We start from the raw sequence: 20126 nt of genomic DNA on the forward strand, positions 1-20126 counted from the left end.
CTCTATGGTAATATTATACATAATAAATAGAATTTTAAGTATATTCATATATTTAACCAATGAAATTGGATGAACCGTCATAAGTAGGTATGGTTATTTAATTTGATTTCAGTTAAGCCGGGGTACATGAAGGATGGTGTATATACACCTGAAATACTTCTACATACTATTAGAAAGAATAGGGATTTATATCCTGAGCTATTCAATAAGTGAGTGGGTGGAATGTATGGACATAAAATTGGAATTAACAAAGATTTACACAAATAGATTTCTTCAATCTCAAAAAGAAATATCTAATTTTGAAGGAGCGCTAAGCAATCTAATTGGCTTAGGAGATACGTCAGTAATTACCGACTTATGTATGGGATTTGACGATGATACTGAACAATATGAAATAATGTTTGGCTTAGTGCATGGGATAGAACATCTATATAAAGAAAATATTGAAGAAGGTTTATACTTTATAGCAAAAGCAGTCCCAAGTGTTATTGATAGAGCAAGAGAATGGATGGAAATTTTACATTACAGAATTCTAAATAATGACCAAGTAAGAAGTTTATACGGAGAAACACTATCTAAAGTAGATATCAAGACAAAAGAAACAATAATAAACTTATTGAATGATATAAAAAAGGAAGATCCAAACATCTTTGGCAATTCTGTAGATGAAGTATTAAAAGAAATATGATTATAACCTCAGCCTCAAGTAGTTTAATTTAAATTAATTGTATTTAAAGATCTGTATTATAAAAACACAGGTGCCTGCCCCCGACTAACGCTAGAGTGTAGGGGGTCAGGCACTTTTTTTACTTGCAATTCCTTGAATCCTGGATTGACGAGTATCAATCCTATTTAAAAAGTTTTATAGGTTCATTGAAAGCTCTTGAACCCTCTCCATCAGGCTTTATCCACCAGGAATTCCTGGAGCATGAACTCAAACAAGGACTGAAAAACACTCTTCAGGTCACTGCTGAGCTGACAGAGGAAGCGAATGGGATCATGAAGTCCGTTAGCGATATTGTTGCGCTTCCGCGGCTGGAGGATGGCCGCTTTATCCAGGCAACAAAGACCGCCGAGGACTCAAGCCGCGAAACCGCTGAGAAACTGGAGGACTTCGACCATCGGGAAACGGCTGCACTGGATCCTCTCCTGCAAGATCTATCCCACATGAACCAATACATCTTAAAAATCGCGGGCATGTTCCAAAGCGGCAGCTTATCTCTGGCTCAATATCAGCCAAAAACTCTTGCCTGGAAGGATATCCAGGAGGAAATATCGAATCCCAATCCAGAAGGCGGGCAAAGTATTTTTCAGGATATAGCTGAAGGAGCTATTGAAGGGGCATCCAAAGCCGTAGGGGATACATGGGATGGACTGAAGTCGACGTACGAGCTGGGCAGAACCATCATGGGGCCGTTCAGTCCACTGTTTTTGGGCAGTGAATTGCTGTTTAACCGTGACCAGCTGCTCGAAAACCAAAGGAAGCACCAGGAATTTTATTTGGGCATAGTAAATGACCCCATAGGAAAAGTGCGCCGGGCTGTGGATATGCCGAAATATATATGGTCCGCTGTCACCTGCGCCTGGGAGCGGGATGTCGTAAATGGAGACGCCAAGAGCCGGACAGCCTTCTTTACCTATGGCCTGACTTCCCTTGGAATTGGCATTCTGGGGGATAAGGGGATTGGGAAAGCTGGAACCATTGCCAAGACGGTTCGCCAGGCTGGTAAAGGGAAGAAGTCGATTTATACGCCAGTTCAGACACCTGCTCTGGCAGGAGGTGGACTTGCTCAGGGGCCGGTGCCTTATAATGTTCTATATGATCCGTTGACGAAGATCAAGATGTTAACGGAGAAAGCATTTGGAGTTAAGGGTTTAGGTAAGCCCAAAACAAGGGTGCCTAGAACAAATGGAAAATGGGTAGGAGAACCTGGAAATGGAACATGGTATTCAGATAAGCCAGAAGTTAATAAGGTAACTAATGGTGAGGGTGTAGAATTCCTTGATGGTAGACCTAATTTCACGCCATGGAGTAAAGGATCCATAAAATTTAAAGAAGGTATGTTAGATGGGTCAAAAAATGACTTTAATTTGGTTTATGAAAAAATTATGCAATTGAAAGGATATAAATCAATGAATCAGGCAAAGGTTTGGTTAAAAGAAAAAGGATTAACCCCTCATCATAAAAGTACTACTGAAATTGAATTAATCCCAACAGATTTGCATGGAAATATACCTCATATTGGTTCAGCGTCTGATTTAAGAGGAGGATAATAAAAATGAATCAAAAATTAAAGAGCGCACTAACTAAAATAATAGACACAGAAATAGCAGTTTCCCAAAAGAAAGATGCCTATAAATCTATTCATATGATTGAAAATTTGTATGGTGTAGATTTACCATCAGATTATAAAGAGTTTTTACTTGAATATGGAGGAAGTTTTATAAAAGATAATATAATGTATAAGCCAATTGAAATTACGCCCGTCACTCACAAGGATGGTTTTGATTCCATTGGTGGTTTTTATGGTATTACAGATGATAACTATAATATTGAATCGGTTATTAAAACCTACAAAGATGTTTTAGGGAAAGAATTGATGCCTATTGCAGATGCAGATGGGGGAGATTTATTATGTATAGGAATAAATGGTCGATATAGAGGTAAAATTTACTATTGGTATCATGAAGGAGAAGTTTCTAAAGATGGAAAAGAATATGTTTATCTCATAGCAAATTCTTTTGAAGAATTCATATTAAAATTTACCCCTCATCACCGAGAGCAAAATGTAAATTTAGATGATATCGAATTATTTTTAGATGAAGATTTACTAAAAGACTAAATTGTAATGAGAATACTTTATACCTGGGCTTAGCATTACTGCCATTAAGTTGACGAAATTATACGCAAATAAATAACAGCACCCTCTAAAGTTATAGAGTACAACCGGTGCCTGACCCCAACTAGAATACCGCTTTAAAGTGCCTGGGGTCAGGCACTATTTTTTAGTGACTTAATTTTTTGGAATGATGAGGACTTTTCTCCAGAGGAAGTAGTGGAGATTGCCTTAGCGTATAAGGAACAAAAATAATTTTATCTAGAGATCAATATCAACAGACCTTGTATGGCTATCTGCCATTCAAGGTCTATTTTGTGTGTAGCTCCATAGCGAATAACCTTTACTTAATCATAGATAATTGTGTACTTACCCTAATTGGCGTTTAAATGCTTTAGTGGCGAAGAAGTAACCGATGACCATGATGCCGATGCACCAGGAAAGCGCGATCCAGATATCATTGCCAACAGACCCTTCATACAAGAGGGTACGAATTGCATTCACGATTGAAGTCACGGGCTGGTTCTCAGCAAACGCACGAACAATTTTGGGCATGGTATCGGTAGGGACAAAGGCCGAACTGATAAACGGCAGGAAAATCAGCGGGTACGAGTAGGCAGTCGCCCCTTCCATAGATTTTGCTGTCAATCCAGGAATGACCGCAATCCACGTCAGTGCCAGCGTAAACAGCCCGAGTATCCCGGCTACGGCAAGCCAATCAAGGATATCAGCATTGGAACGGAAGCCCATCAAGAGGGCAACAAGGATAACCACCACGACAGTAAGCGCATTGGAAACAAGCGAAGTCAACACGTGAGCCCACAATACCGATGAGCGCTTGATAGGCATGGTAATGAAACGAGCCATCAGCCCGTTCTTTACATCGTTAAACAGCCGCAATGAAGTGTAAGCGACGCCGGATGCAATAGCCATCAGTAAAATTCCCGGCAATAAATAATTGACGTAGTTGTCAGTGCCTGTTTCTATGGAGCCTCCAAATACATAAACAAACAGCAGCATCATCATAATCGGCGTAATCGCCACCGTAATCATTGTATCCGGACTGCGCATAATATTGCGCATTAAACGCCCCAGTAATACCCCTGTCTTGCTTTTCATTTACATTTCCTCCTTTTTGCCGATGATTGCGAGGAAAATTTCCTCCAATGTCGGCTGCTTCTCGATATACTCCACTTTCGCTGGCGGGAACATCTCTTTAAGTTCGGAAAGGGTACCGGTCGTAATGATTTTTCCGCCATGCAGGATGGCGATACGGTCCGCCAGTTGCTCGGCTTCCTCCAGGTACTGGGTCGTCAGCAGGATGGTCGTGCCGCTGCCAGCAAGTTCCTTTATGGTATTCCAGACTTCAATACGCGCTTCGGGGTCAAGTCCTGTCGTCGGTTCATCAAGAAAAATAACGGCTGGCGTCCCGATCAGGCTCATGGCAATGTCAATCCGGCGCTTCATCCCGCCGGAATATTGGTCCGCCCGTCGGTTGGCCGCATCGGTAAGGCTGAATTTTGCAAGCAGATTGTCGGCGACTTGAGCGGGATTGGAAACTCCGCGAAGCTTGGCGATCATCATCAGATTTTCTCTTCCTGTCAGCATGCCGTCTAAGCTTGAGAATTGTCCTGTCAGGCTGATGCTCTGGCGAACATGATCCGGTTGATGCCGGGAGTCAAAGCCGCAAATAGCTGCTTCGCCGCTATCGGGCCTCATCAGCGTCGAGAGGATGTTGACCGTCGTTGTCTTGCCTGCTCCATTTGAGCCCAGCAATGCGAAAATTTCGCCACGCCACACTTCAAAATCCACCCCCTTTAAGACTTCCTTGTCTTTAAAGGATTTTTTCAGCCCTTTTACAGAAATCGCTGCATTACTCATACTTTTTTCCTCCTTATAAAAATGATGGGAGCTTGATTGCCTAAAATACCATCTACTTAGTATCACTGATAATCTGTATTACTTACTACTGGGATAAAAACATAACTGAATAGTGAAGGTGGCACCACATTTGTAACCAGCTATTCAGTCCGACTATTTATTAAAGTTACTTTTTTTAAAATAGATCTCATTCAAATCTTCACAATACTTGTCGATAAAGTTATTAGCGTTTGCCACTAGTACGCTGGCAAAGGACGTCAAGTCGAACCTGGGATGTCCAGGAGTTGTCTGTCTTCTACCGCACCGGATTCGAACAACTCAATTTATTCGTATCTATTTAATGGAAGAAGGAACGAGATAACATGTTTATTAAATTCCTTCTATTTTTTCATAGCCTTATCGACTTTTTGATTGATCGATTCTTGATAGAGATCAGCATAAGTTTTTGAATCATCAATAAGTGCATCACAGAAAGCAGCAACGTCAGTTCCTGTGACTTCAAGCACACCTTTCCCAGCTGCTGCCCCTTCTTCAAAGAAGCTGAGAATGTCAGAAAGCAGTCCGATACCGTTGTTTAGCTCAACAGGACCGACTTTGAAGAGATATTTTTGGATCTCTTTATAAACAATTTGGTAATCTTGTGGAAGCGCTTTGACACGTGAAACATGGGCTCTCCATTCTTTTTTGCCTTCAATGATTTTTTTGATGCTCATTTTAGTCCTCCTAATTTTCTTGCGACGTTCTTGTTGAGTTGGTCACGCCATTTATCTCGATAAGATTTTGCTCCCTCGCCACCAACAAGCGCTGCACAGAAGCCGCTGATATCATCTCCTAGTACTTCTTCGATGCTCTGGCCGTCTGCTGATGTAACTTCAAGCAGTTCAAGAGTACTGTCAAGGATGGGCATCAGACTACGACCGGTGATATCTCCATGAACCCAGAGATTACTTTTAATTTCTTGCCAGGAACTTTGATATTCAGCTGGCAAGACTTTTGCCCGCGCTTCAAAATCTTTCATTGCTTTCGTCATATCGCTGCCGGTTATTTTTTCTAAAAAGTTCATTGCAGTCTCCTTTAAGATACTAAAGTAAAGTTCTATTATTTAATCGTATCGTTGAGTTTTTGCCGTTGCTTATCAACCCATGATTTTGCATCAATGGCAAGATCATCACAGAAGGCTGCTACATCATTGCCAGTAACTTCTTTAACGCGCTTGCCATCGGCTGCGGCCTCTTCAAGAAGGTCGATGATGTGATTAAAGACGAATTTTGTTTCTTGCCAATCCATCACGCCGCCAGTGTTCCAGAGATATTTTTGCATTGCTTTGTAGGCTTTCCAGTAGTCTTCAGGTAAGGATTTTGCACGGTTTTCCATTTCACGCCATGCTTTCTTTTCGCTAAAATCGCCAAAGATTTTTTCAAAAATACTCATCATATTACTTCTCCTTTTTTATTTTATTTTCGTTTTGAGTTCGTCAATTTTGCCCGAGACGAAATCCCATTTTTTCCAAAAAATTTCAAGATGCTCTTGACCTGCTGCGTTAAGTGTGTAAAATTTTCTCGGAGGTCCCATAGTGGATGGCTTTTTCTCGATGTTCACCAGATTGTTTTTCTCAAGTCGCATGGTAATTGTATAAACAGTCCCTTCAACCACATCAGTGAAGCCAAGTTCCCGCAGCTGTTGCGTGATTTCATAGCCATAAGTTTCTCCGCGGCTGATGATCTCAAGCACACAACCCTCAAGCACCCCTTTCAGCATTTCTGTGATGTTTTCCAAATTCTTCATCTCCATTTTACCGGTATTCTGTGTTACTTATTACTAGTATATAGTATGACTAAATAGCTGAATTGTCAATAAAACTTTTCGTTAAAAAAGCCCGTTTTTATGTGTACAATGAACACCAGTACCACCCCATTGCTTCCTGAAAGCACTAAATAACCCTACTCTGCATACAAAAAGCCTGCCAAGGGTAAACCCAATATAAAAAGGGTGGCAGATATGGCTTTCGATTACGATTTGGATTTTGACACAATAGATTTTCGCAAGAATCCTGAACTGTATAGGGTTGGCAGGGGAGAACAGGGTGTGCTGCTGGTGGAGCCTTATAAGAGTGAAATCCTGAAGCATTGGCGATTTAAGACTCCGGTAATCGCTGAGGAGTCATCCGATAAAATTTATCAGATGTTTCTTGATTATAAGGAGAAAGAAGATTTTGTCGGGATGGACATGGCGAGGAAATTTCTGCAGATGGGATATACAAGAGCCCGCAGGTATACGAATTACAAAGGCGGGAAGAAATATGATGAGAATGGCAAGGTAAACGAAAGGCAGAATGATCCGGAGAAGGCAGAATCGGCTTCCATCTTTATGGAAAAATGGAAGCTCGCGCGGGAGGATCCGGATTATCTTAAGCGAAAAAAAGAGCATCAGAAGAAATATGGCTGAAGCAGCATGCCCTTTGCAATCAGCGTAAAGGATACAGCAACCTGAGCAACAGAGTCTTTGTTTTAAGGGGAAGATAATCTTGAAAGTCTATACGATTGGACATTATAACCATTCGATCGAACAGTTTTTAAAGCTGCTGGGAGCAGCTGAAGTTAGTTTTGTGGCAGATGTCCGGGCATTTCCTGCAAGCCGCAGGAATTCACACTTTAAAAAAGAAAACATGATCCAGTGGCTGAAAGAAGCGGGGATACATTATCGCCATTTTCCCGGTCTTGGCGGAAGAAGGAGAATGTCTGGCCAGGTAGGGGAGCAATTGAACGAAGGGTGGAATAACCGTTCGTTTCACAACTATGCGGATTATACACTGACAGATGATTTTCAGTCTGCTTTGGAGCAGCTCAAGGAACAGGCCGCAGAAACGACGCTCGTCTATATGTGTTCGGAATATCATCCGGCAAGATGCCACCGCCTTCTCATCAGCAACTGGCTGAAGGCAAATGGATGGGATGTGTGCCATCTCATTCCTGATGCTAAGGGAAATCCGAAGATCATCCCACATGAATTGGGGAAGTGGGGAGCCATGCCAATCATTGAAGAAGATGGGACTGTCGTGTATCCGAAGCTATAGAAGGAAACGCAGGGGCACAGGTGCCTGGCCCCCTTTTTGAAGCAGCTGCTGTATTGTGGCTGCTTTTTAATTTGCAGTAGTTTTCATCTATATGGTTTCAATAAAATGGTATAATTTACAGTGAGATTATCATTTTAATATAAAGAATCAAATAGAGAAACAGGAGTGGTTGAATTGAATTCAATGCTGCAAATGGGGGGAAATACAGTATTAAGTTCCCCAAAAGGTTATGTGACCGTTAGCTACGATATGTCTCATTTGATCGATATTTCCTTAACTGCTTTCCTTTTAACAGATTCAGATAAGGTACAAGGGGACAGCGGGATTATTTTTTATAATCAGCCAAAGAGCCCTTCCGGTGCAGCAGCCCTATTGCCGGCTGAAACTAAAGGGACCAGGAAAGTACATACTATTCAATTTGATATGAGTAAAGTTCCTGCAGGCATTCATAAAATAGCGATTACTCTGACAGAGGATAATCACATGGGGTTCTCGAATGTAAAGAATTTAAAAGCCGAGATATGTACGGGGCATACCACTATCGAATTAACGCCATCGAGTTTTACAAAGGAAAATGGGATTGTGGTTTTAGAATTATATGTAAGGAATGGACAGATAAAGGCAAAATCAATCTGGCGCGGATTTGAATCCGGGCTTGAAGGGTTATGTAAAAATTACGGTGTAGAAGTGGATTCCACTGAGGAAAATATGCCTGCTGAAACTAAGACCGTTCAGCCTCTTCCTGCTGCTGCCGAAAGCAAACAATTTCAAAACACGATCACCCTTGAAAAGGTGAAGGGCATAATCAGTCTCGACAAAGGTCAAAAGCCGGTGATCATTGAAAAAACACCACAGATTACGGCAACGGTATCATGGAAAACAGGAACGGATTATGATATCTATGCTCTGGTTTATACAAAGGATGGCAGGCAAATCGATGTCGCCATGTTTGGTGCAAGCGGCACACCGCCACTTAGAAGTTATGCAAACGGAGCAGTTGAACATATGGGGGATGTCAGAAGAGATTACAGTTCAACGAAGACAGAAGTAATTAAATTGAGACTGAATAATGATATCCTGGCAGTCGTGCCTGTCGTTTACTCTGCCCAGTCTAATGGAACGGGTTCTTTCTACAGATACAAAGTGTCCATGAGTATTGATAATCATAGCGGCACCTCCGTTACGATCTCAGCTAAAAATGCCAACAATGATGACCGCATTTATACCTGTGTGCCCGGAATCCTCCATAATACGCCAGATGGAGTAATCATAAGTCCATTGGAGCTGTACAGTTCACCGGATTCTGAGTATAGACCTAAACTCAGAATGGGGCCTGCCAATATGGTAGAGGTTGTAATGGATGCAGGTCCCAGAAATGATTACAAATAAAAGAAGAGATCGAAAAACATGTGTGCCTGTCCCCAACTGCCATTACGCTTTAAAGTGCCGGGGTCAGGCACCTTTTGGCTGTTTATTAAAATTCATCATAATCTGCTAAAGAAAAATCGTCTTGAGTGATGGGAGCGTTTTTTTCAGCTTAGATTCCTCAATTTTGGTTATAAAATTGTTAAGAATGGATTCAAGTGCGGCTTGTTCGTTCTTGCCATATCCAATGGCCCCTTCATATACTCCAACTGTGTCCTTTATTTTTAAGTTCATATAACTTAGATATCCATTTTGGTCGTCTTGAGTTTCATAGATTCTTACTTTAAATCCGGCATAAGGTATTACTTCACCTTCCTCAAACACATCACCCAGCAAACTAAAAGCAGAAACCTCAAATTCACTGACTAACTTTTCGATAGAATTAATCCCGGTTACTTTAACATTTTTCCAGCTCAATATTCATCCTTCCATTATTGTGTAGCTATTCGATCGTCCGGAGACCTTTTACCTCGACTTTCCTTCCCGCATCAATGCTACCCGATAAGGGAATAATTCCCCTTCCATCATACCCTCTGAAATTGCAGGATCATCTTTCATGAATTGTTCGGCACTCGTTTCATTTTCAGCTTCAAAGATAACAATTCCAAATCCGGTATCATCGTCATTCAGTGTTCGTCCTGCCAATATTACTTTTCCCTCTTCAGTATTTTCTTTGAGTTTTAAGAAGTGGCGGCTGATAATCTCTTCTTCCGTTTGCGTCCAACTTTCCCTTTTTAAGAAATGTGCTTTTAATCTTAATTTATATAAATATTGTTCCATGGAACTATCACCTCATTATTAATTCGAGAACGATTGTTTTAGCTAAATTTAAATCCAAGTGCCTAACCCCAACTGCATTACTGCTTTAAAGTGGAGGGGGCAGGTCCCTTTATTTAGTTTTCAGTGCATTAAAGGCTGGAATTCTTCTTTCAGCAGCCCCATCATGATGGTGTCATGAAATTCATGGTGATAATAGTGGTTTTTCCGCTTTATTCCTTCCTGCTTAAAGCCCAGCTTTTCGTATGCCTTAATGGCGCGCAGATTATAGGAATACACTTCAAGATCGAAGCGGTGAAGATTGTAGACACCGAAACCATAATCCAGCAGCAGCTTCATAGCTTCTGTTCCAAAGCCTTTTGAAAGGTAATTCCCATTTGAAATCTGGATGCGGATATTGGCTGAGCGGTTCATCCAGTCGATATCGTTTATCTCCACATCCCCTATCAGCTCATCATTTTCTTTGTCAGCTATAACAAGGAAAATTCTGCTGTCATCACTGCTGATTTTGGCAAAATACTCCCCCATGAACTCTTTCGAATAAACCTTTTTCAGCCCGGTGAGCGTCCTCGTATCAAAAATGTACAGCCCATTATAGAAGAAGTCCAAATCTTCAGGGTGGTAAGGTCTAAGGTACACCTTGTCGCCTTCTAAGAATCGTTCGTACTTTTTCATGTTCATGCCCCTTATGTTTTTTCTTTCATCATACCTGCGGATTTGCAAAGTAAGCATTGAAAATCGCTTCTCAAATCCTGATATAAGGTAATTATATACAGAATATTAACATAGTTACATCTGTAGAATTGGATCTGCCCTCCAAAAAATCACTAAATGCACTGCCTGACCGCGGCAAATGCTTAGATTCTTGCTGCGGTTTCACCCTTATGTTTAATGGAATACAAAATAATCCCATTTTCCCATCACAGCCCAAACCATGGTATATTTTAATAGGTACGATATAGATAACCAAAGGGGCATGTATGAAGGAGTTTAATAATAAAACCAATAAGAAAATCTATCATATTGTGGCGTTTATTATGATCGCCATTATGATCATGGGGCTTGTGGCGGGTAATCCGCGGATGGGTGACTTCGGGGCTGGCTATATGCTGAATCTGGTGCTGGTCCTCATTCTGTCGGCATGTCTGCTGCTGTATCCAAGGGTTGATACGTTTGTACATAGAGTGATAATCACGATTGTTTCGTCTGTTTACTTTTATACGCTGTTCTTTTTATATCCCGAGACCTGGTCGAACTTTATTTTTCTGTGTTTGATTCCTGCCCTTTCAATCTTGTTTTTTGATTCCAGGATTTTTTATTTTTCGCTGGTTCTCAATTGTATTGGATCGGTGCTTTTGTTTGGCTATATTGCGGCTGTGGACCACGGACTTCAATATGCCTATATACAGCAGGATTTAATAGGGAATGTAATTAACTTTTTTGCAAGCCAGGTTGTTGTTTTTTTTATTTTTTTCTTAACGAATGGGCGGATGAAAAAACAGCAGCTCTATTATGAACAAATTCAGCAGTCGGGGCGCTTGAAGGTAACGGGCCAGCTGGCAGCTGCGGTTGCACATGAAGTCAGGAATCCTCTGACCGTTGTGAAGGGTTTTCTGCAGTTATTTGAACAGGATACTTCCTTTTCTTCCAGTCGAAAGGGACAGATTTCGCTGATGGTTGATGAATTAAATACAGCTGAGCAGGTGATTTCTCAATTTCTGTCTGTTGCGAAACCAGAAAAAGAGATTGCATCTGAAACAGTGGAGGTCAAGGCTGTTCTGCAGAGTGTGGCGGATCTACTGTATTCGTATGGGCTGCTGCATGATAACCGGATTGAAGTAAATGTTCCGGATGATTGTCATATCGCCGTGAACCGCCTGGAGTTTAAACAATTGCTGATCAATATTATTAAAAATGCGATTGAGGCATCGGAGCTTGGGGATATCGTTCAGATCACGGCTGCAAGGGAAAAAGACTTTGTTGCCATAAAGGTTACCGATCAAGGCAGAGGGATGACCGAATCAGAAGTTGCCTCACTCGGAACGCCTTTTTATTCGCTGAAAAGCAAAGGCACCGGACTGGGTATGATGATTTGCTTTGCGATAGTGGAAAAATATAAAGGGACCATTCATTTCAAGACTGCTTTAGGGCACGGAACAACCGTCTTGATACGTTTTCCAGCCATTTAAATACAGGCGCCTGACCCCAGCTAAACTGCAAGTGCCGAGGGTCAGGCCCCTTTTGTTATATCCCCTATTTCTTTACAACAGGAATCCACATCTCACCGAATACCATTCCGTTTCGCTGCCCCATTTCAACAGAGGCATTGGGCCCGCCGACATAGGCGTAATCCGTTGCTTCCGGCAATGCTTGACCAAAGGCAATCCCCGTAAGCATATTGCTCAATTCCTCAGATGTCCCGGCTTCCCCTTTCACAACGAGGTATTCTCCCTCAGGAAACTGAATCAATCTGGTTGCTTCCGGAAGAGATGCCTCTGTCATGACGCCTGCATAATGCATCATCTTGTTATTTACGGCTTCGTTTACGACAAAAATGTATTCATTTGTGGATACGGCCTTTAATTTGTCCAGCCTTCCATCCTGTTTGACTGCCTGCCAAAAGTCAGCTTTCTCCTTATTTATGCCTGCATAATCTGTGTAATTGCTCTTCAATTCAGTTCCAATGCCTAAAACAGTAAAGCTTTCTTTTTCTTCCAGAGTATAATTCGCCATTTTCAAAACCAGCCTTTTTTAATTATTTCAAATGATTTGCCCATTTGATAAGTTTATAATAACGTTAAAACATGTCAAAAAATGATACTGTTTAGGGAGGCAGCAATGAAAAAAGTGGAACGGATCAATGTGATGATGCGGTATATCAACAACCGTGCACACTTTACTATCTCTGAAATCATGCGGGAATTTAACATTTCCCGTTCAACAGCGATTCGGGATATTCGTGAAATAGAAGCCATGGGGATGCCGCTTGTCGCTGAGGTCGGAAGGGATGGCGGTTATTTTGTCATGAATAATTCCGTCCTGCCCACTGTCCGCTTTACCGATAATGAGATCAAAGCTCTGTTTATTGCCTTTATGGCTACAAGAAATCTGCAGCTTCCCTATTTAAAGAGCCGTCAGTCTTTAGCTGAAAAACTGCTCGGCCTGATATCGGAAGCCCAGCAGGAAGACCTGGTTCTTTTAAATCAAATCCTGCTGTTTGAAGGTACCAACCCTAATAATCCCGATTTGCTTGATCTATCAGACCTCCCCCATCCGATGCTGGAAAAACTCATTGAATCTCTTATTTTGGATCGCTATTTAGTGATTACCGTAATAGAAGAGAAGGAAATCAGGTCTTATCCCATTTATCTTTTGCACCTTTATCGTGAAAAAAACATTTGGAAGGTGGAAGCCTTTGACTTAAAAGAAGAAAAGATACAAATTTTCCCCGTGGATAATCTAATCGATGTTGAAGAGTATCCTGTGAAAAAAAGAGTAAGCAGGAAAAATATTTTAGAAAAACTAAGCATGAAGGACGAGGCTATCAATCTTGTCTTAGAACTCGGTCCGCAGGCGATTGCCCAGTTCAAAAAATACCATCCGATTAAGGCTTCCATTGCCTATACAAATCCTTACCAGACCACAGCCATTCTAAAGACTTTTATCAATGTAAATAATTCGGAAGAGCTGACCGAAATAATCAATTGGCTGCTTTTCCTGGGTGAGGATATCCATGTCAGGGAAATGCCTGAAGAAGTTTTAGAAGGCCTGCAGGATAGATTAAGATTGTTCAGTCCATAAGAAGATAACTGTGTATCTAAATAGAAAAGGATGATGCTTTCTTAATAGCATCACCCTTTTTCATGGTTATATTACTCCTTGTGCGATCATGGCATCGGCTACTTTTATAAATCCTGCGATATTAGCGCCTGCCACCAGATTGCCTGGATAGCCATAATCCTCGGCAGCTTTGACGGTGCTCCGGTATATATTCGTCATAATTTGCTGCAGTTTTTCATCCACTTCTTCAAATGTCCAGGATATTCTTGAGCTGTTTTGGGCCATTTCTAATGCAGAAACGGCAACACCGCCTGCATTGGCTGCTTTTGCAGGCCCAAAGAGAACGCTGTTTCTCAGAAACTCATGGATGGCCCCTGAAGTGCATGGCATATTTGCTCCTTCACCAATGGCTCTAACTCCATTGGCAACAAGGATTTCTGCTGCGGCCTCATCGATTTCATTTTGTGTCGCACATGGCAAAGCGATATCACAGGGGATGGACCAGATGCCGGAGCATCCCTCAAAGTATTGGGCATGAGGATGTTCCTTCACATATTCCCGGATCCTTTCTCTCTCAACTTCCTTCAGCCTTTTTACTGTATCAAGGCTGATGCCGTTTGGATCATAAATATAGCCGTCAGAATCGCTGCAGGCCACAACCTTCGCGCCTAACTGTGCCGCTTTTTCAATCGCATAAGTAGAGACATTTCCTGAACCGGAGACAACGACAGTGCTTCCTTTAAAGGAAAGCCCTATTTCCTTCAGCATTTCCTGTACAAAGTAAACCGTACCGTAACCTGTCGCTTCAGTGCGGGTTAAGCTTCCGCCATACCCGATACCTTTCCCTGTCAGGACTCCAGCTTCATAGCCTCCACGGATTCTCTTATATTGTCCAAACAGATAGCCTATTTCCCTGGCGCCGACTCCGATATCTCCGGCAGGAACGTCTAAATCCGGCCCGATATGCCTGCTTAGTTCCAGCATGAAGCTTTGGGTGAATCTCATTATCTCCCCAACAGATTTCCCCTTAGGATCAAAATCAGCTCCGCCTTTTCCTCCTCCGATCGGCAGACCTGTAAGGGCATTTTTGAAAATTTGTTCAAAGCCCAGAAATTTGATGATGCTGGCATTTACAGAAGGATGGAATCGCAAGCCGCCCTTGTAGGGACCGATTGCGCTATTGAATTGTACCCGGAAGCCGCGATTCACCTGTACTTTTCCCTGATCATCCACCCAGGGGACTCTAAAGGTGATCACTCTTTCAGGTTCCGCTATTCTTTCAAGAATACTTTGCTCCATGTATACGGGGTTTTTCTCAAATACTGGAACGAGTGAATCAAACACTTCTTTAACGACCTGATGAAATTCACTTTCATTAGGATTGCGCTTTTTAACTGTTTCGAATACCGCCTGAACATAATCCTCCGCCTGTATTCGCTTCTCATTAATTTCTGTTAGTGCAGTCATGCTGCCAATGGACCTCCCTTAAGTCAAAATTAAATACTTCAATAAATTTCCAACTATTCAAAAATTGTATGATTCTCTCATTTTATAGTTGTAAATCAATCTAAACAATATGAAAATTAGATAATATTGATGCCGAAATTAGATGATTGGCAGAAGGGAGGGAAAAAATCACATGGAATTAAGGCAGATTAAATACTTTATTGAAGTGGCGAAAAGAGAACATGTAACCGATGCGGCTTTAGCTTTACATGTGGCACAATCTGCTGTGAGCAGACAGATTTTCAACCTTGAATCAGAGCTGGGGGTTAGTTTGTTTATCCGTGAAGGAAGGAATGTGAAATTGACGCCGATCGGCAAACTATTTTTAGAACAGATGGAAGAAGCCATAAAGGTAATCGATAATGCCAAACGGCAAGTCAAAGAGTATCTGGATCCGGAGCATGGCAGAATACGTTTCGGCTTCCCAAGCAGTCTGGCACTTTATACGCTGCCTTCCATCATATCTGCTTTCCGCGGGCGCTATCCTCATGTGAAGTTTGAGCTCAAACAGAGTGCTTATCATGATTTAATCAGCGGAGTGGCGGAAGGGGAAATCGATATGGCATTGATTGGCCCTCTCCCTAAGAAAGAGAAAAAGGTTAAAGGGGATATTTTATTCACCGAGAAAATGGTCGCTCTGGTTCCTGCTGCCCACCCTTTAGCAGACAAATCTTTATTGAATCTAAACCACCTGAAAGATGAATCCTTTATCTTGTTTCCTAAGGGTTATGTCTTGCGAGAATTATTCGATGATGCTTGCAGTCAGCATGGCTTTCAGCCTAAAGTGTCATTTGAAGGGGATGATATTGATACGATTAAAGGTTTGGTCTCAGCAGGTCTGGGGCTGACGCTTATTCCGGAATCTACATTGGTGGACAGCCTGCCGCGTTCCACAGTAAGGCTGCCTGTCATGCCACAGATTACCCGTGCGGTAGGAATCATTATTCCAAGTGAACGCCAGCTGCTGCCCACGGAGAAAATATTCTATCAATTCATTCGTGATTTCTTTGCCGTTTTGGACCAATTTCAAAACTGACAAAGGTCTAACAGGAGAAGAATGTCAAAAGGTATAGCCCTATGAGATTCTTTTTCTGGCCTTCATATATTTAATATATTCAATAAGAGGATTTCCCTGATGAATTAGCGAATTTGACCTCGATAGTGAAATGGCAGGCATGTTCCTGGAAAAAGGCCGGGGAGCTGCCTTTCCAAAGAGAAGGGGGCTAATATGATTGATTTTAGAGAGATAGACCGCCACAATTTTTTTGATGTCATTGATTTGCGTGTAGCGGAAGAACAGAAGGCATTTGTGGCGCCGAATGTGTTTTCGCTTGCGCAGGCTAAGGCGTTTCCGGAGTGTGAGTGCTTAGCGATTTATCATGATGATGTGTTAGTGGGTTTTACGATGTACTGCATGGATGATGACGATAAGGAATATTGGATTTACCGCCTGATGGTTGATGAGAAGCATCAGTCAAAAGGGTATGGGAAAGCAGCCATGGAAAAGCTGATTGAGCGGATTAAGCTGAATCAGGAGCATAAGGTGATTTATTTGAGTTTTGAGCCTGAGAACCATCTCGCGAAGGGGCTATATGAAAAACTCGGCTTTAAAGCCGATGGCAGGGTGATTGATGGGGAAATCGTATATAAACTGGCGTATTAATCAAAAGAGCTCCTGCTGAGGGAGCTCTTATTCATGGAGGTGAACCCATTGCTAAAAAAGAATAGCAGATGGATTGCAGTTTTCTTAATCCTAATTCTTTTGATTGCCGGCCTGCTTGATCTTAAGTATCAAGGGCTGTTTTTTCAGCTGCTGCCGGAGTCCGTTCAATCAAAACTGACAGGTGTCTGATCCTCAGGCACTTTCGTTTCGACGCCGGAAAAGGCCTGTCCCCAGTTCATTAAAAGCAATGGCAGCCAGTATAATCGCCGTGCCCAGCCACTGCATCGGGGTTACCGTTTCTGACAAGATTATGCTGGCTGACAGGATGGCAATTGGCAATTCAATGGAGGTTAGTATATTGGCAATTCCACCTGAAACCAAAGGCGCACCAGCCGCGAAAAACAGCGGAGGAAGGACTGCGCCAAATAGCGAAACCCCGGCGGCAATCGTCAGCAGATTTTCCTCCAAAGGCAGAACAGACGGGATATCACGCATGAACAGGATCAGCACCAGGATGGCTGATCCCGTCACCATCAATGAACTCCTTATCCAGGGATCCACATTCACAGCGACCTTGCCGCTGAAGAAAATGAAACCGGCATAAGTGATCGCGGAGAGGATTCCCAAAATAAAACCTTTAACTGGAAGGCCCTGTATGTCGCCATTTACAATGTTAGAAGCGAAAAAGACCCCGATTAATATCAAAATGATCGAAAGCACGGTGACAGGCGCCGGTTTTATTTTGCTGAAAACCCATTCTAAAAGGATCCCGATCCAGACAAACTGGAACATTAAAATGATGGCCAATGATGCAGGAAGATACTGCATGGAGCCATAATAGAAAATACTGGTTAAGCCGACAAAACAGCCGGTCATCATGATTTGCAGCACGTTTTTCGTATGGAGCCCTTTGAAACTGGAGCGTTTTATCAATGTGAAGGACCATAGCAAAATGAAGGAAATAACCATCTGCGCAATCGTAATCTGTCCCAGCGAGTAGCCATAACTAAACCCCAACTTTGCAAAAATCGGTGTAAATCCGAAAAAGGAAGCACCGAGCAGTATATATAAAATTCCTTTATTGATTTTCAATTTGAAACCTCCTTGATGCAAACGTAAAAAAGGTGCTACACATGTATCACCTTTTTTAACTTTATTGTGACATTAAACTGCCAAATGTCTGGTTTCCGCCTCTTTCTTCCCTTCCAATCTCCGGTAAATAAACGCAAGCAGCGCCGCGGGGATCGTACATACTACCATTCCGATAAAGGCAAACCTTGGTTCCATTTCATAAAGATACCCGCCGAAAATGGTGAAAAGGGCTGTGCTCCAGCTGAGGGCGAGTGCCGAGTAGACCCCTTGAGTAACGGGCACCTGTTCATGAGGAACATATTTAATTAAATATTTCATGAAGGCGTAATGTGCCATGGCAAATGAGAAGGCATGCAATGTCTGGCTAATGCTGAACATAATGACATGCGGGAAGGCAAATACGAGAACCCAGCGTGCAGTGGAGCCCAGTGCTGCCAGTGCCAGTAATGAACCGATTGAAAACTTCCGGAAAGTCCTTTCCGCAATGAAAAAGAAAAAAATTTCTGCAATCACGCCTATATTAATAATGGCGCCGATTAAATATTTTGGTGCTTGAATTTCCTGTAAGTAGATATAACCATAATTGTAATAGGAAGCATGCGCTGCCTGCAGCAGAATCACAATGATGAGCACAAGGCCGAAGTGTCTGATGCTGAATAATTTCCTTATGGCTCCTTTGGTCTGGCCGGGTTTCGGCTTTTCAGATAGTACTGCAGGTGTATTCATGAAGCCGAGACAAAGGACTACAAGCATGCCGAGTAATAACGCCCAGAAAATGGCCTCATCTCCGAACCCTCCTGTAAAGAAGGTCAGAATCATACCGGACACAACGAATCCGATCGATCCCCAGGAGCGGCTTTTTCCGTAATTCTTTAATTGTTTGTTTTGGACAAGAATGCCCGCAGCACTATCCAGTGCAGGCATCAGTGCCGGATAAAAGAAATGCAATAGCAGCGTTACCAGCAGCAGGCTGGCAAAAGAGTCGGCCGGAATATAGCAGAGAATGGCGATCAGGGTACCGGCTGACATCCCGTTCAGCAGGGTTCTGCTGCTGAATTTTCCTGATAGATAGGGAAAAGCAAAAAGTGTGGCAAGTCCCCGTACCGCCAGGCCTAAGCTCATGATCAAACTTGCCTGTGAAACCGTCATTCCTTTTATATGGATCATCCACCCTGTCCAATAAGGCAGGAAAATGCCCCAGGTCATAAAAAAGCTGAAAAACTGCCTGCTCATCCAGCTTTGTGTCTTCATAAAAATCCCTCCGATATTTGCATGATATCAGGAAGCTTCGTACAATAATATGAGATATCTCATATTTTGGGGTGGATGATGGAAACATACAAAGGGAAAAAAAGACAGCATTACCTGGAGAAGCACTCTATATCCCATTTATTTTCTTTTCCAATTGAGGAGTTTATAGAAGTTCGCGAATATAAGCGGGATGAGTGGATTATACGCGAGGGCATGAGGCCGGATTATTTGTATTATGTCATCGAGGGAAAAGCCAAGATTTACGTGACGTATCAAAATGGAAAGGTATCTTTGATTAATTTTATCAATGCCCATGATTATATCGGGGAGATGGAGCTTTTGCATGAAGTGTACTATACAAAGGGGATCCAAGCCTCAGCAAAGACAGTCTGTTTTGCGATTCCCCTGCACCACTGCCGCAAAAATCTGCTTGAAGACACCACCTTCCTCCGCGAGCTCACCAAGTTTTTAAGTGTGAAAGCAACCAAGATGGCTGAAAAGTATTCCCAGAGCCTATCCTTCCCGCTTGAAAACCGGCTGGCCGATTTCATCCTGCAAACCGCTGATGGGGATGTGTATAAAGAGAAACATGTGACCGTCTGTGACTTTTTAGGAGTGTCCTACCGTCATCTCCTGCATGTTCTTGTGCAATTTTGCGAAAAAGGCTATTTGCAGAAGGAAGGACGCCATTACCTTATTCGGCAGCCGGACGATCTGCACCGGCTTGCAGATGTGCTGAAAAATGGGTTGGAGACGGGCGGCTGAACCGGATATAAAGCAATGAAAATTCCCACTTAAAGGTAAGCGGTTTCATTCACTGAAATTACCAGCTTCCCAAGCA

Annotated in this window: 25 protein-coding genes; 12 read left to right on the forward strand and 13 right to left on the reverse strand. The window is 42.4% G+C overall.

What is annotated here, in order from left to right; all coding sequences use genetic code 11:
- The first annotated feature begins 226 nt into the window (after positions 1-226).
- The 3 genes from ACTHRG_RS21525 to ACTHRG_RS21535 all read left to right on the forward strand — a co-directional run bounded on the left by ACTHRG_RS21525 (position 227) and on the right by ACTHRG_RS21535 (position 2843).
- Positions 227-688, forward strand: a complete 462-nt coding sequence (locus ACTHRG_RS21525) for an Imm30 family immunity protein (protein ID WP_076261445.1) — start codon at positions 227-229, stop codon at positions 686-688.
- 122 nt (positions 689-810) lie between these two features.
- The gene (locus ACTHRG_RS21530) at positions 811-2274 is read left to right on the forward strand and encodes a T7SS effector LXG polymorphic toxin (RefSeq protein WP_440231960.1); all 1464 of its coding nucleotides are present in this window, start codon (positions 811-813) and stop codon (positions 2272-2274) included.
- A 5-nt stretch (positions 2275-2279) separates the two neighbouring features.
- Positions 2280-2843, forward strand: coding sequence for an SMI1/KNR4 family protein (locus ACTHRG_RS21535; protein ID WP_076261444.1), 564 nt, complete (start codon positions 2280-2282; stop codon positions 2841-2843).
- A 363-nt stretch (positions 2844-3206) separates the two neighbouring features.
- Here ACTHRG_RS21535 and ACTHRG_RS21540 read toward each other — a convergent pair whose 3' ends face one another.
- The 6 genes from ACTHRG_RS21540 to ACTHRG_RS21565 all read right to left on the reverse strand — a co-directional run bounded on the left by ACTHRG_RS21540 (position 3207) and on the right by ACTHRG_RS21565 (position 6494).
- Entirely contained in the window at positions 3207-3956 is a 750-nt protein-coding gene (locus tag ACTHRG_RS21540) for an ABC transporter permease (RefSeq protein WP_440231962.1), read from the reverse strand.
- Positions 3957-4718 carry an ABC transporter ATP-binding protein gene (locus tag ACTHRG_RS21545; protein ID WP_440231963.1) on the reverse strand — a complete coding sequence of 254 codons (762 nt, stop codon included), beginning with the start codon at positions 4716-4718 and terminating at the stop codon, positions 3957-3959.
- 380 nt (positions 4719-5098) lie between these two features.
- Positions 5099-5431, reverse strand: a complete 333-nt coding sequence (locus tag ACTHRG_RS21550) for a DUF1048 domain-containing protein (RefSeq protein WP_440231964.1) — start codon at positions 5429-5431, stop codon at positions 5099-5101.
- The gene (locus tag ACTHRG_RS21555) at positions 5428-5781 is read right to left on the reverse strand and encodes a DUF1048 domain-containing protein (protein ID WP_440231966.1); all 354 of its coding nucleotides are present in this window, start codon (positions 5779-5781) and stop codon (positions 5428-5430) included. Before ACTHRG_RS21555 ends, ACTHRG_RS21550 begins: the two co-directional genes overlap by 4 nt.
- A 35-nt stretch (positions 5782-5816) precedes the next feature.
- Entirely contained in the window at positions 5817-6149 is a 333-nt protein-coding gene (locus tag ACTHRG_RS21560) for a DUF1048 domain-containing protein (protein WP_440231967.1), read from the reverse strand.
- Between the two features lie 18 nt (positions 6150-6167).
- Positions 6168-6494, reverse strand: coding sequence for a PadR family transcriptional regulator (locus tag ACTHRG_RS21565; protein WP_076261434.1), 327 nt, complete (start codon positions 6492-6494; stop codon positions 6168-6170).
- Between the two features lie 222 nt (positions 6495-6716).
- Here ACTHRG_RS21565 and ACTHRG_RS21570 point away from each other — a divergent pair, with 222 nt between their 5' ends.
- The 3 genes from ACTHRG_RS21570 to ACTHRG_RS21580 all read left to right on the forward strand — a co-directional run bounded on the left by ACTHRG_RS21570 (position 6717) and on the right by ACTHRG_RS21580 (position 9180).
- Positions 6717-7163 carry a DUF4385 domain-containing protein gene (locus ACTHRG_RS21570; RefSeq protein ID WP_076261432.1) on the forward strand — a complete coding sequence of 149 codons (447 nt, stop codon included), beginning with the start codon at positions 6717-6719 and terminating at the stop codon, positions 7161-7163.
- A 79-nt stretch (positions 7164-7242) separates the two neighbouring features.
- Complete coding sequence (locus ACTHRG_RS21575) at positions 7243-7791, forward strand: DUF488 domain-containing protein (RefSeq protein WP_076261431.1); 549 nt, start codon at positions 7243-7245, stop codon at positions 7789-7791.
- 174 nt (positions 7792-7965) lie between these two features.
- A complete protein-coding gene (locus tag ACTHRG_RS21580) occupies positions 7966-9180 on the forward strand; it encodes a TerD family protein (protein ID WP_440231968.1) in 1215 nt (404 codons plus the stop codon).
- 105 nt (positions 9181-9285) lie between these two features.
- On the opposite strand, the gene ACTHRG_RS21585 is transcribed toward ACTHRG_RS21580, so the two are convergent.
- The 3 genes from ACTHRG_RS21585 to ACTHRG_RS21595 all read right to left on the reverse strand — a co-directional run bounded on the left by ACTHRG_RS21585 (position 9286) and on the right by ACTHRG_RS21595 (position 10668).
- The gene (locus tag ACTHRG_RS21585; RefSeq protein WP_440231969.1) at positions 9286-9633 is read right to left on the reverse strand and encodes a hypothetical protein; all 348 of its coding nucleotides are present in this window, start codon (positions 9631-9633) and stop codon (positions 9286-9288) included.
- A gap of 48 nt (positions 9634-9681) precedes the next feature.
- Complete coding sequence (locus tag ACTHRG_RS21590) at positions 9682-9996, reverse strand: YciI family protein (RefSeq protein ID WP_222500645.1); 315 nt, start codon at positions 9994-9996, stop codon at positions 9682-9684.
- 120 nt (positions 9997-10116) lie between these two features.
- Complete coding sequence (locus ACTHRG_RS21595; RefSeq protein ID WP_440231970.1) at positions 10117-10668, reverse strand: GNAT family N-acetyltransferase; 552 nt, start codon at positions 10666-10668, stop codon at positions 10117-10119.
- Positions 10669-10973: 305 nt separating this feature from the next.
- On the opposite strand from ACTHRG_RS21595, the gene ACTHRG_RS21600 reads away from it, so the two are divergent.
- A complete protein-coding gene (locus ACTHRG_RS21600; protein ID WP_440231971.1) occupies positions 10974-12182 on the forward strand; it encodes an ATP-binding protein in 1209 nt (402 codons plus the stop codon).
- 64 nt (positions 12183-12246) lie between these two features.
- On the opposite strand, the gene ACTHRG_RS21605 is transcribed toward ACTHRG_RS21600, so the two are convergent.
- Entirely contained in the window at positions 12247-12726 is a 480-nt protein-coding gene (locus ACTHRG_RS21605) for a GyrI-like domain-containing protein (RefSeq protein WP_335688628.1), read from the reverse strand.
- Positions 12727-12831: 105 nt separating this feature from the next.
- Here ACTHRG_RS21605 and ACTHRG_RS21610 point away from each other — a divergent pair, with 105 nt between their 5' ends.
- On the forward strand, positions 12832-13794 hold the full coding sequence (locus ACTHRG_RS21610; RefSeq protein ID WP_335688627.1) for a helix-turn-helix transcriptional regulator: 963 nt from the start codon (positions 12832-12834) through the stop codon (positions 13792-13794).
- 66 nt (positions 13795-13860) lie between these two features.
- On the opposite strand, the gene gdhA is transcribed toward ACTHRG_RS21610, so the two are convergent.
- Positions 13861-15240: an NADP-specific glutamate dehydrogenase gene (gdhA, locus tag ACTHRG_RS21615; RefSeq protein ID WP_076261413.1), complete on the reverse strand. Its 1380-nt coding sequence runs from the start codon at positions 15238-15240 to the stop codon at positions 13861-13863.
- Positions 15241-15412: 172 nt separating this feature from the next.
- Between gdhA and ACTHRG_RS21620 the strand changes: the two genes are divergently transcribed.
- From ACTHRG_RS21620 to ACTHRG_RS21630, 3 genes are all read left to right on the forward strand, one after another.
- A complete protein-coding gene (locus tag ACTHRG_RS21620) occupies positions 15413-16315 on the forward strand; it encodes a LysR family transcriptional regulator (RefSeq protein WP_076261411.1) in 903 nt (300 codons plus the stop codon).
- A gap of 192 nt (positions 16316-16507) precedes the next feature.
- Positions 16508-16942, forward strand: a complete 435-nt coding sequence (locus ACTHRG_RS21625; RefSeq protein WP_076261409.1) for a GNAT family N-acetyltransferase — start codon at positions 16508-16510, stop codon at positions 16940-16942.
- 48 nt (positions 16943-16990) lie between these two features.
- Positions 16991-17131 carry a hypothetical protein gene (locus ACTHRG_RS21630; protein WP_175609149.1) on the forward strand — a complete coding sequence of 47 codons (141 nt, stop codon included), beginning with the start codon at positions 16991-16993 and terminating at the stop codon, positions 17129-17131.
- 3 nt (positions 17132-17134) lie between these two features.
- Here the strand turns inward: ACTHRG_RS21630 and ACTHRG_RS21635 are convergent, their stop codons facing one another.
- Together ACTHRG_RS21635 and ACTHRG_RS21640 are read right to left on the reverse strand one after the other, a co-directional pair.
- The gene (locus tag ACTHRG_RS21635) at positions 17135-18034 is read right to left on the reverse strand and encodes an EamA family transporter (RefSeq protein ID WP_076261407.1); all 900 of its coding nucleotides are present in this window, start codon (positions 18032-18034) and stop codon (positions 17135-17137) included.
- A gap of 72 nt (positions 18035-18106) precedes the next feature.
- Positions 18107-19285 carry an MFS transporter gene (locus ACTHRG_RS21640; protein WP_076261405.1) on the reverse strand — a complete coding sequence of 393 codons (1179 nt, stop codon included), beginning with the start codon at positions 19283-19285 and terminating at the stop codon, positions 18107-18109.
- 78 nt (positions 19286-19363) lie between these two features.
- Between ACTHRG_RS21640 and yeiL the strand changes: the two genes are divergently transcribed.
- Positions 19364-20050 (forward strand): transcriptional regulator YeiL, encoded by a 687-nt coding sequence (gene yeiL / locus ACTHRG_RS21645; RefSeq protein ID WP_076261403.1) that lies wholly within the window; start codon positions 19364-19366, stop codon positions 20048-20050.
- Positions 20051-20126: the final 76 nt, after the last annotated feature.

It is taken from the genome of Cytobacillus sp. SAFR-174 (genome assembly GCF_051964675.1).
GTDB lineage: Bacteria > Bacillota > Bacilli > Bacillales > Cytobacillaceae > Cytobacillus.

Excerpts from the sequence above, each read along its gene's own strand:
- ACTHRG_RS21540 (WP_440231962.1), bottom strand. The coding sequence starts at position 3,956 with ATGAAAAGCAAGACAGGGGTATTACTGGGGCGTTTAATGCGCAATATT.
- ACTHRG_RS21620 (WP_076261411.1), top strand. The coding sequence starts at position 15,413 with ATGGAATTAAGGCAGATTAAATACTTTATTGAAGTGGCGAAAAGAGAA.
- ACTHRG_RS21555 (WP_440231966.1), bottom strand. The coding sequence starts at position 5,781 with ATGAACTTTTTAGAAAAAATAACCGGCAGCGATATGACGAAAGCAATG.
- ACTHRG_RS21590 (WP_222500645.1), bottom strand. The coding sequence starts at position 9,996 with ATGGAACAATATTTATATAAATTAAGATTAAAAGCACATTTCTTAAAA.
- ACTHRG_RS21605 (WP_335688628.1), bottom strand. The coding sequence starts at position 12,726 with ATGGCGAATTATACTCTGGAAGAAAAAGAAAGCTTTACTGTTTTAGGC.
- ACTHRG_RS21535 (WP_076261444.1), top strand. The coding sequence starts at position 2,280 with ATGAATCAAAAATTAAAGAGCGCACTAACTAAAATAATAGACACAGAA.
- ACTHRG_RS21550 (WP_440231964.1), bottom strand. The coding sequence starts at position 5,431 with ATGAGCATCAAAAAAATCATTGAAGGCAAAAAAGAATGGAGAGCCCAT.
- ACTHRG_RS21525 (WP_076261445.1), top strand. The coding sequence starts at position 227 with ATGGACATAAAATTGGAATTAACAAAGATTTACACAAATAGATTTCTT.
- ACTHRG_RS21545 (WP_440231963.1), bottom strand. The coding sequence starts at position 4,718 with ATGAGTAATGCAGCGATTTCTGTAAAAGGGCTGAAAAAATCCTTTAAA.
- gdhA (WP_076261413.1), bottom strand. The coding sequence starts at position 15,240 with ATGACTGCACTAACAGAAATTAATGAGAAGCGAATACAGGCGGAGGAT.
- yeiL (WP_076261403.1), top strand. The coding sequence starts at position 19,364 with ATGGAAACATACAAAGGGAAAAAAAGACAGCATTACCTGGAGAAGCAC.
- ACTHRG_RS21640 (WP_076261405.1), bottom strand. The coding sequence starts at position 19,285 with ATGAAGACACAAAGCTGGATGAGCAGGCAGTTTTTCAGCTTTTTTATG.
- ACTHRG_RS21560 (WP_440231967.1), bottom strand. The coding sequence starts at position 6,149 with ATGAGTATTTTTGAAAAAATCTTTGGCGATTTTAGCGAAAAGAAAGCA.
- ACTHRG_RS21570 (WP_076261432.1), top strand. The coding sequence starts at position 6,717 with ATGGCTTTCGATTACGATTTGGATTTTGACACAATAGATTTTCGCAAG.
- ACTHRG_RS21600 (WP_440231971.1), top strand. The coding sequence starts at position 10,974 with ATGAAGGAGTTTAATAATAAAACCAATAAGAAAATCTATCATATTGTG.
- ACTHRG_RS21625 (WP_076261409.1), top strand. The coding sequence starts at position 16,508 with ATGATTGATTTTAGAGAGATAGACCGCCACAATTTTTTTGATGTCATT.
- ACTHRG_RS21595 (WP_440231970.1), bottom strand. The coding sequence starts at position 10,668 with ATGAAAAAGTACGAACGATTCTTAGAAGGCGACAAGGTGTACCTTAGA.
- ACTHRG_RS21610 (WP_335688627.1), top strand. The coding sequence starts at position 12,832 with ATGAAAAAAGTGGAACGGATCAATGTGATGATGCGGTATATCAACAAC.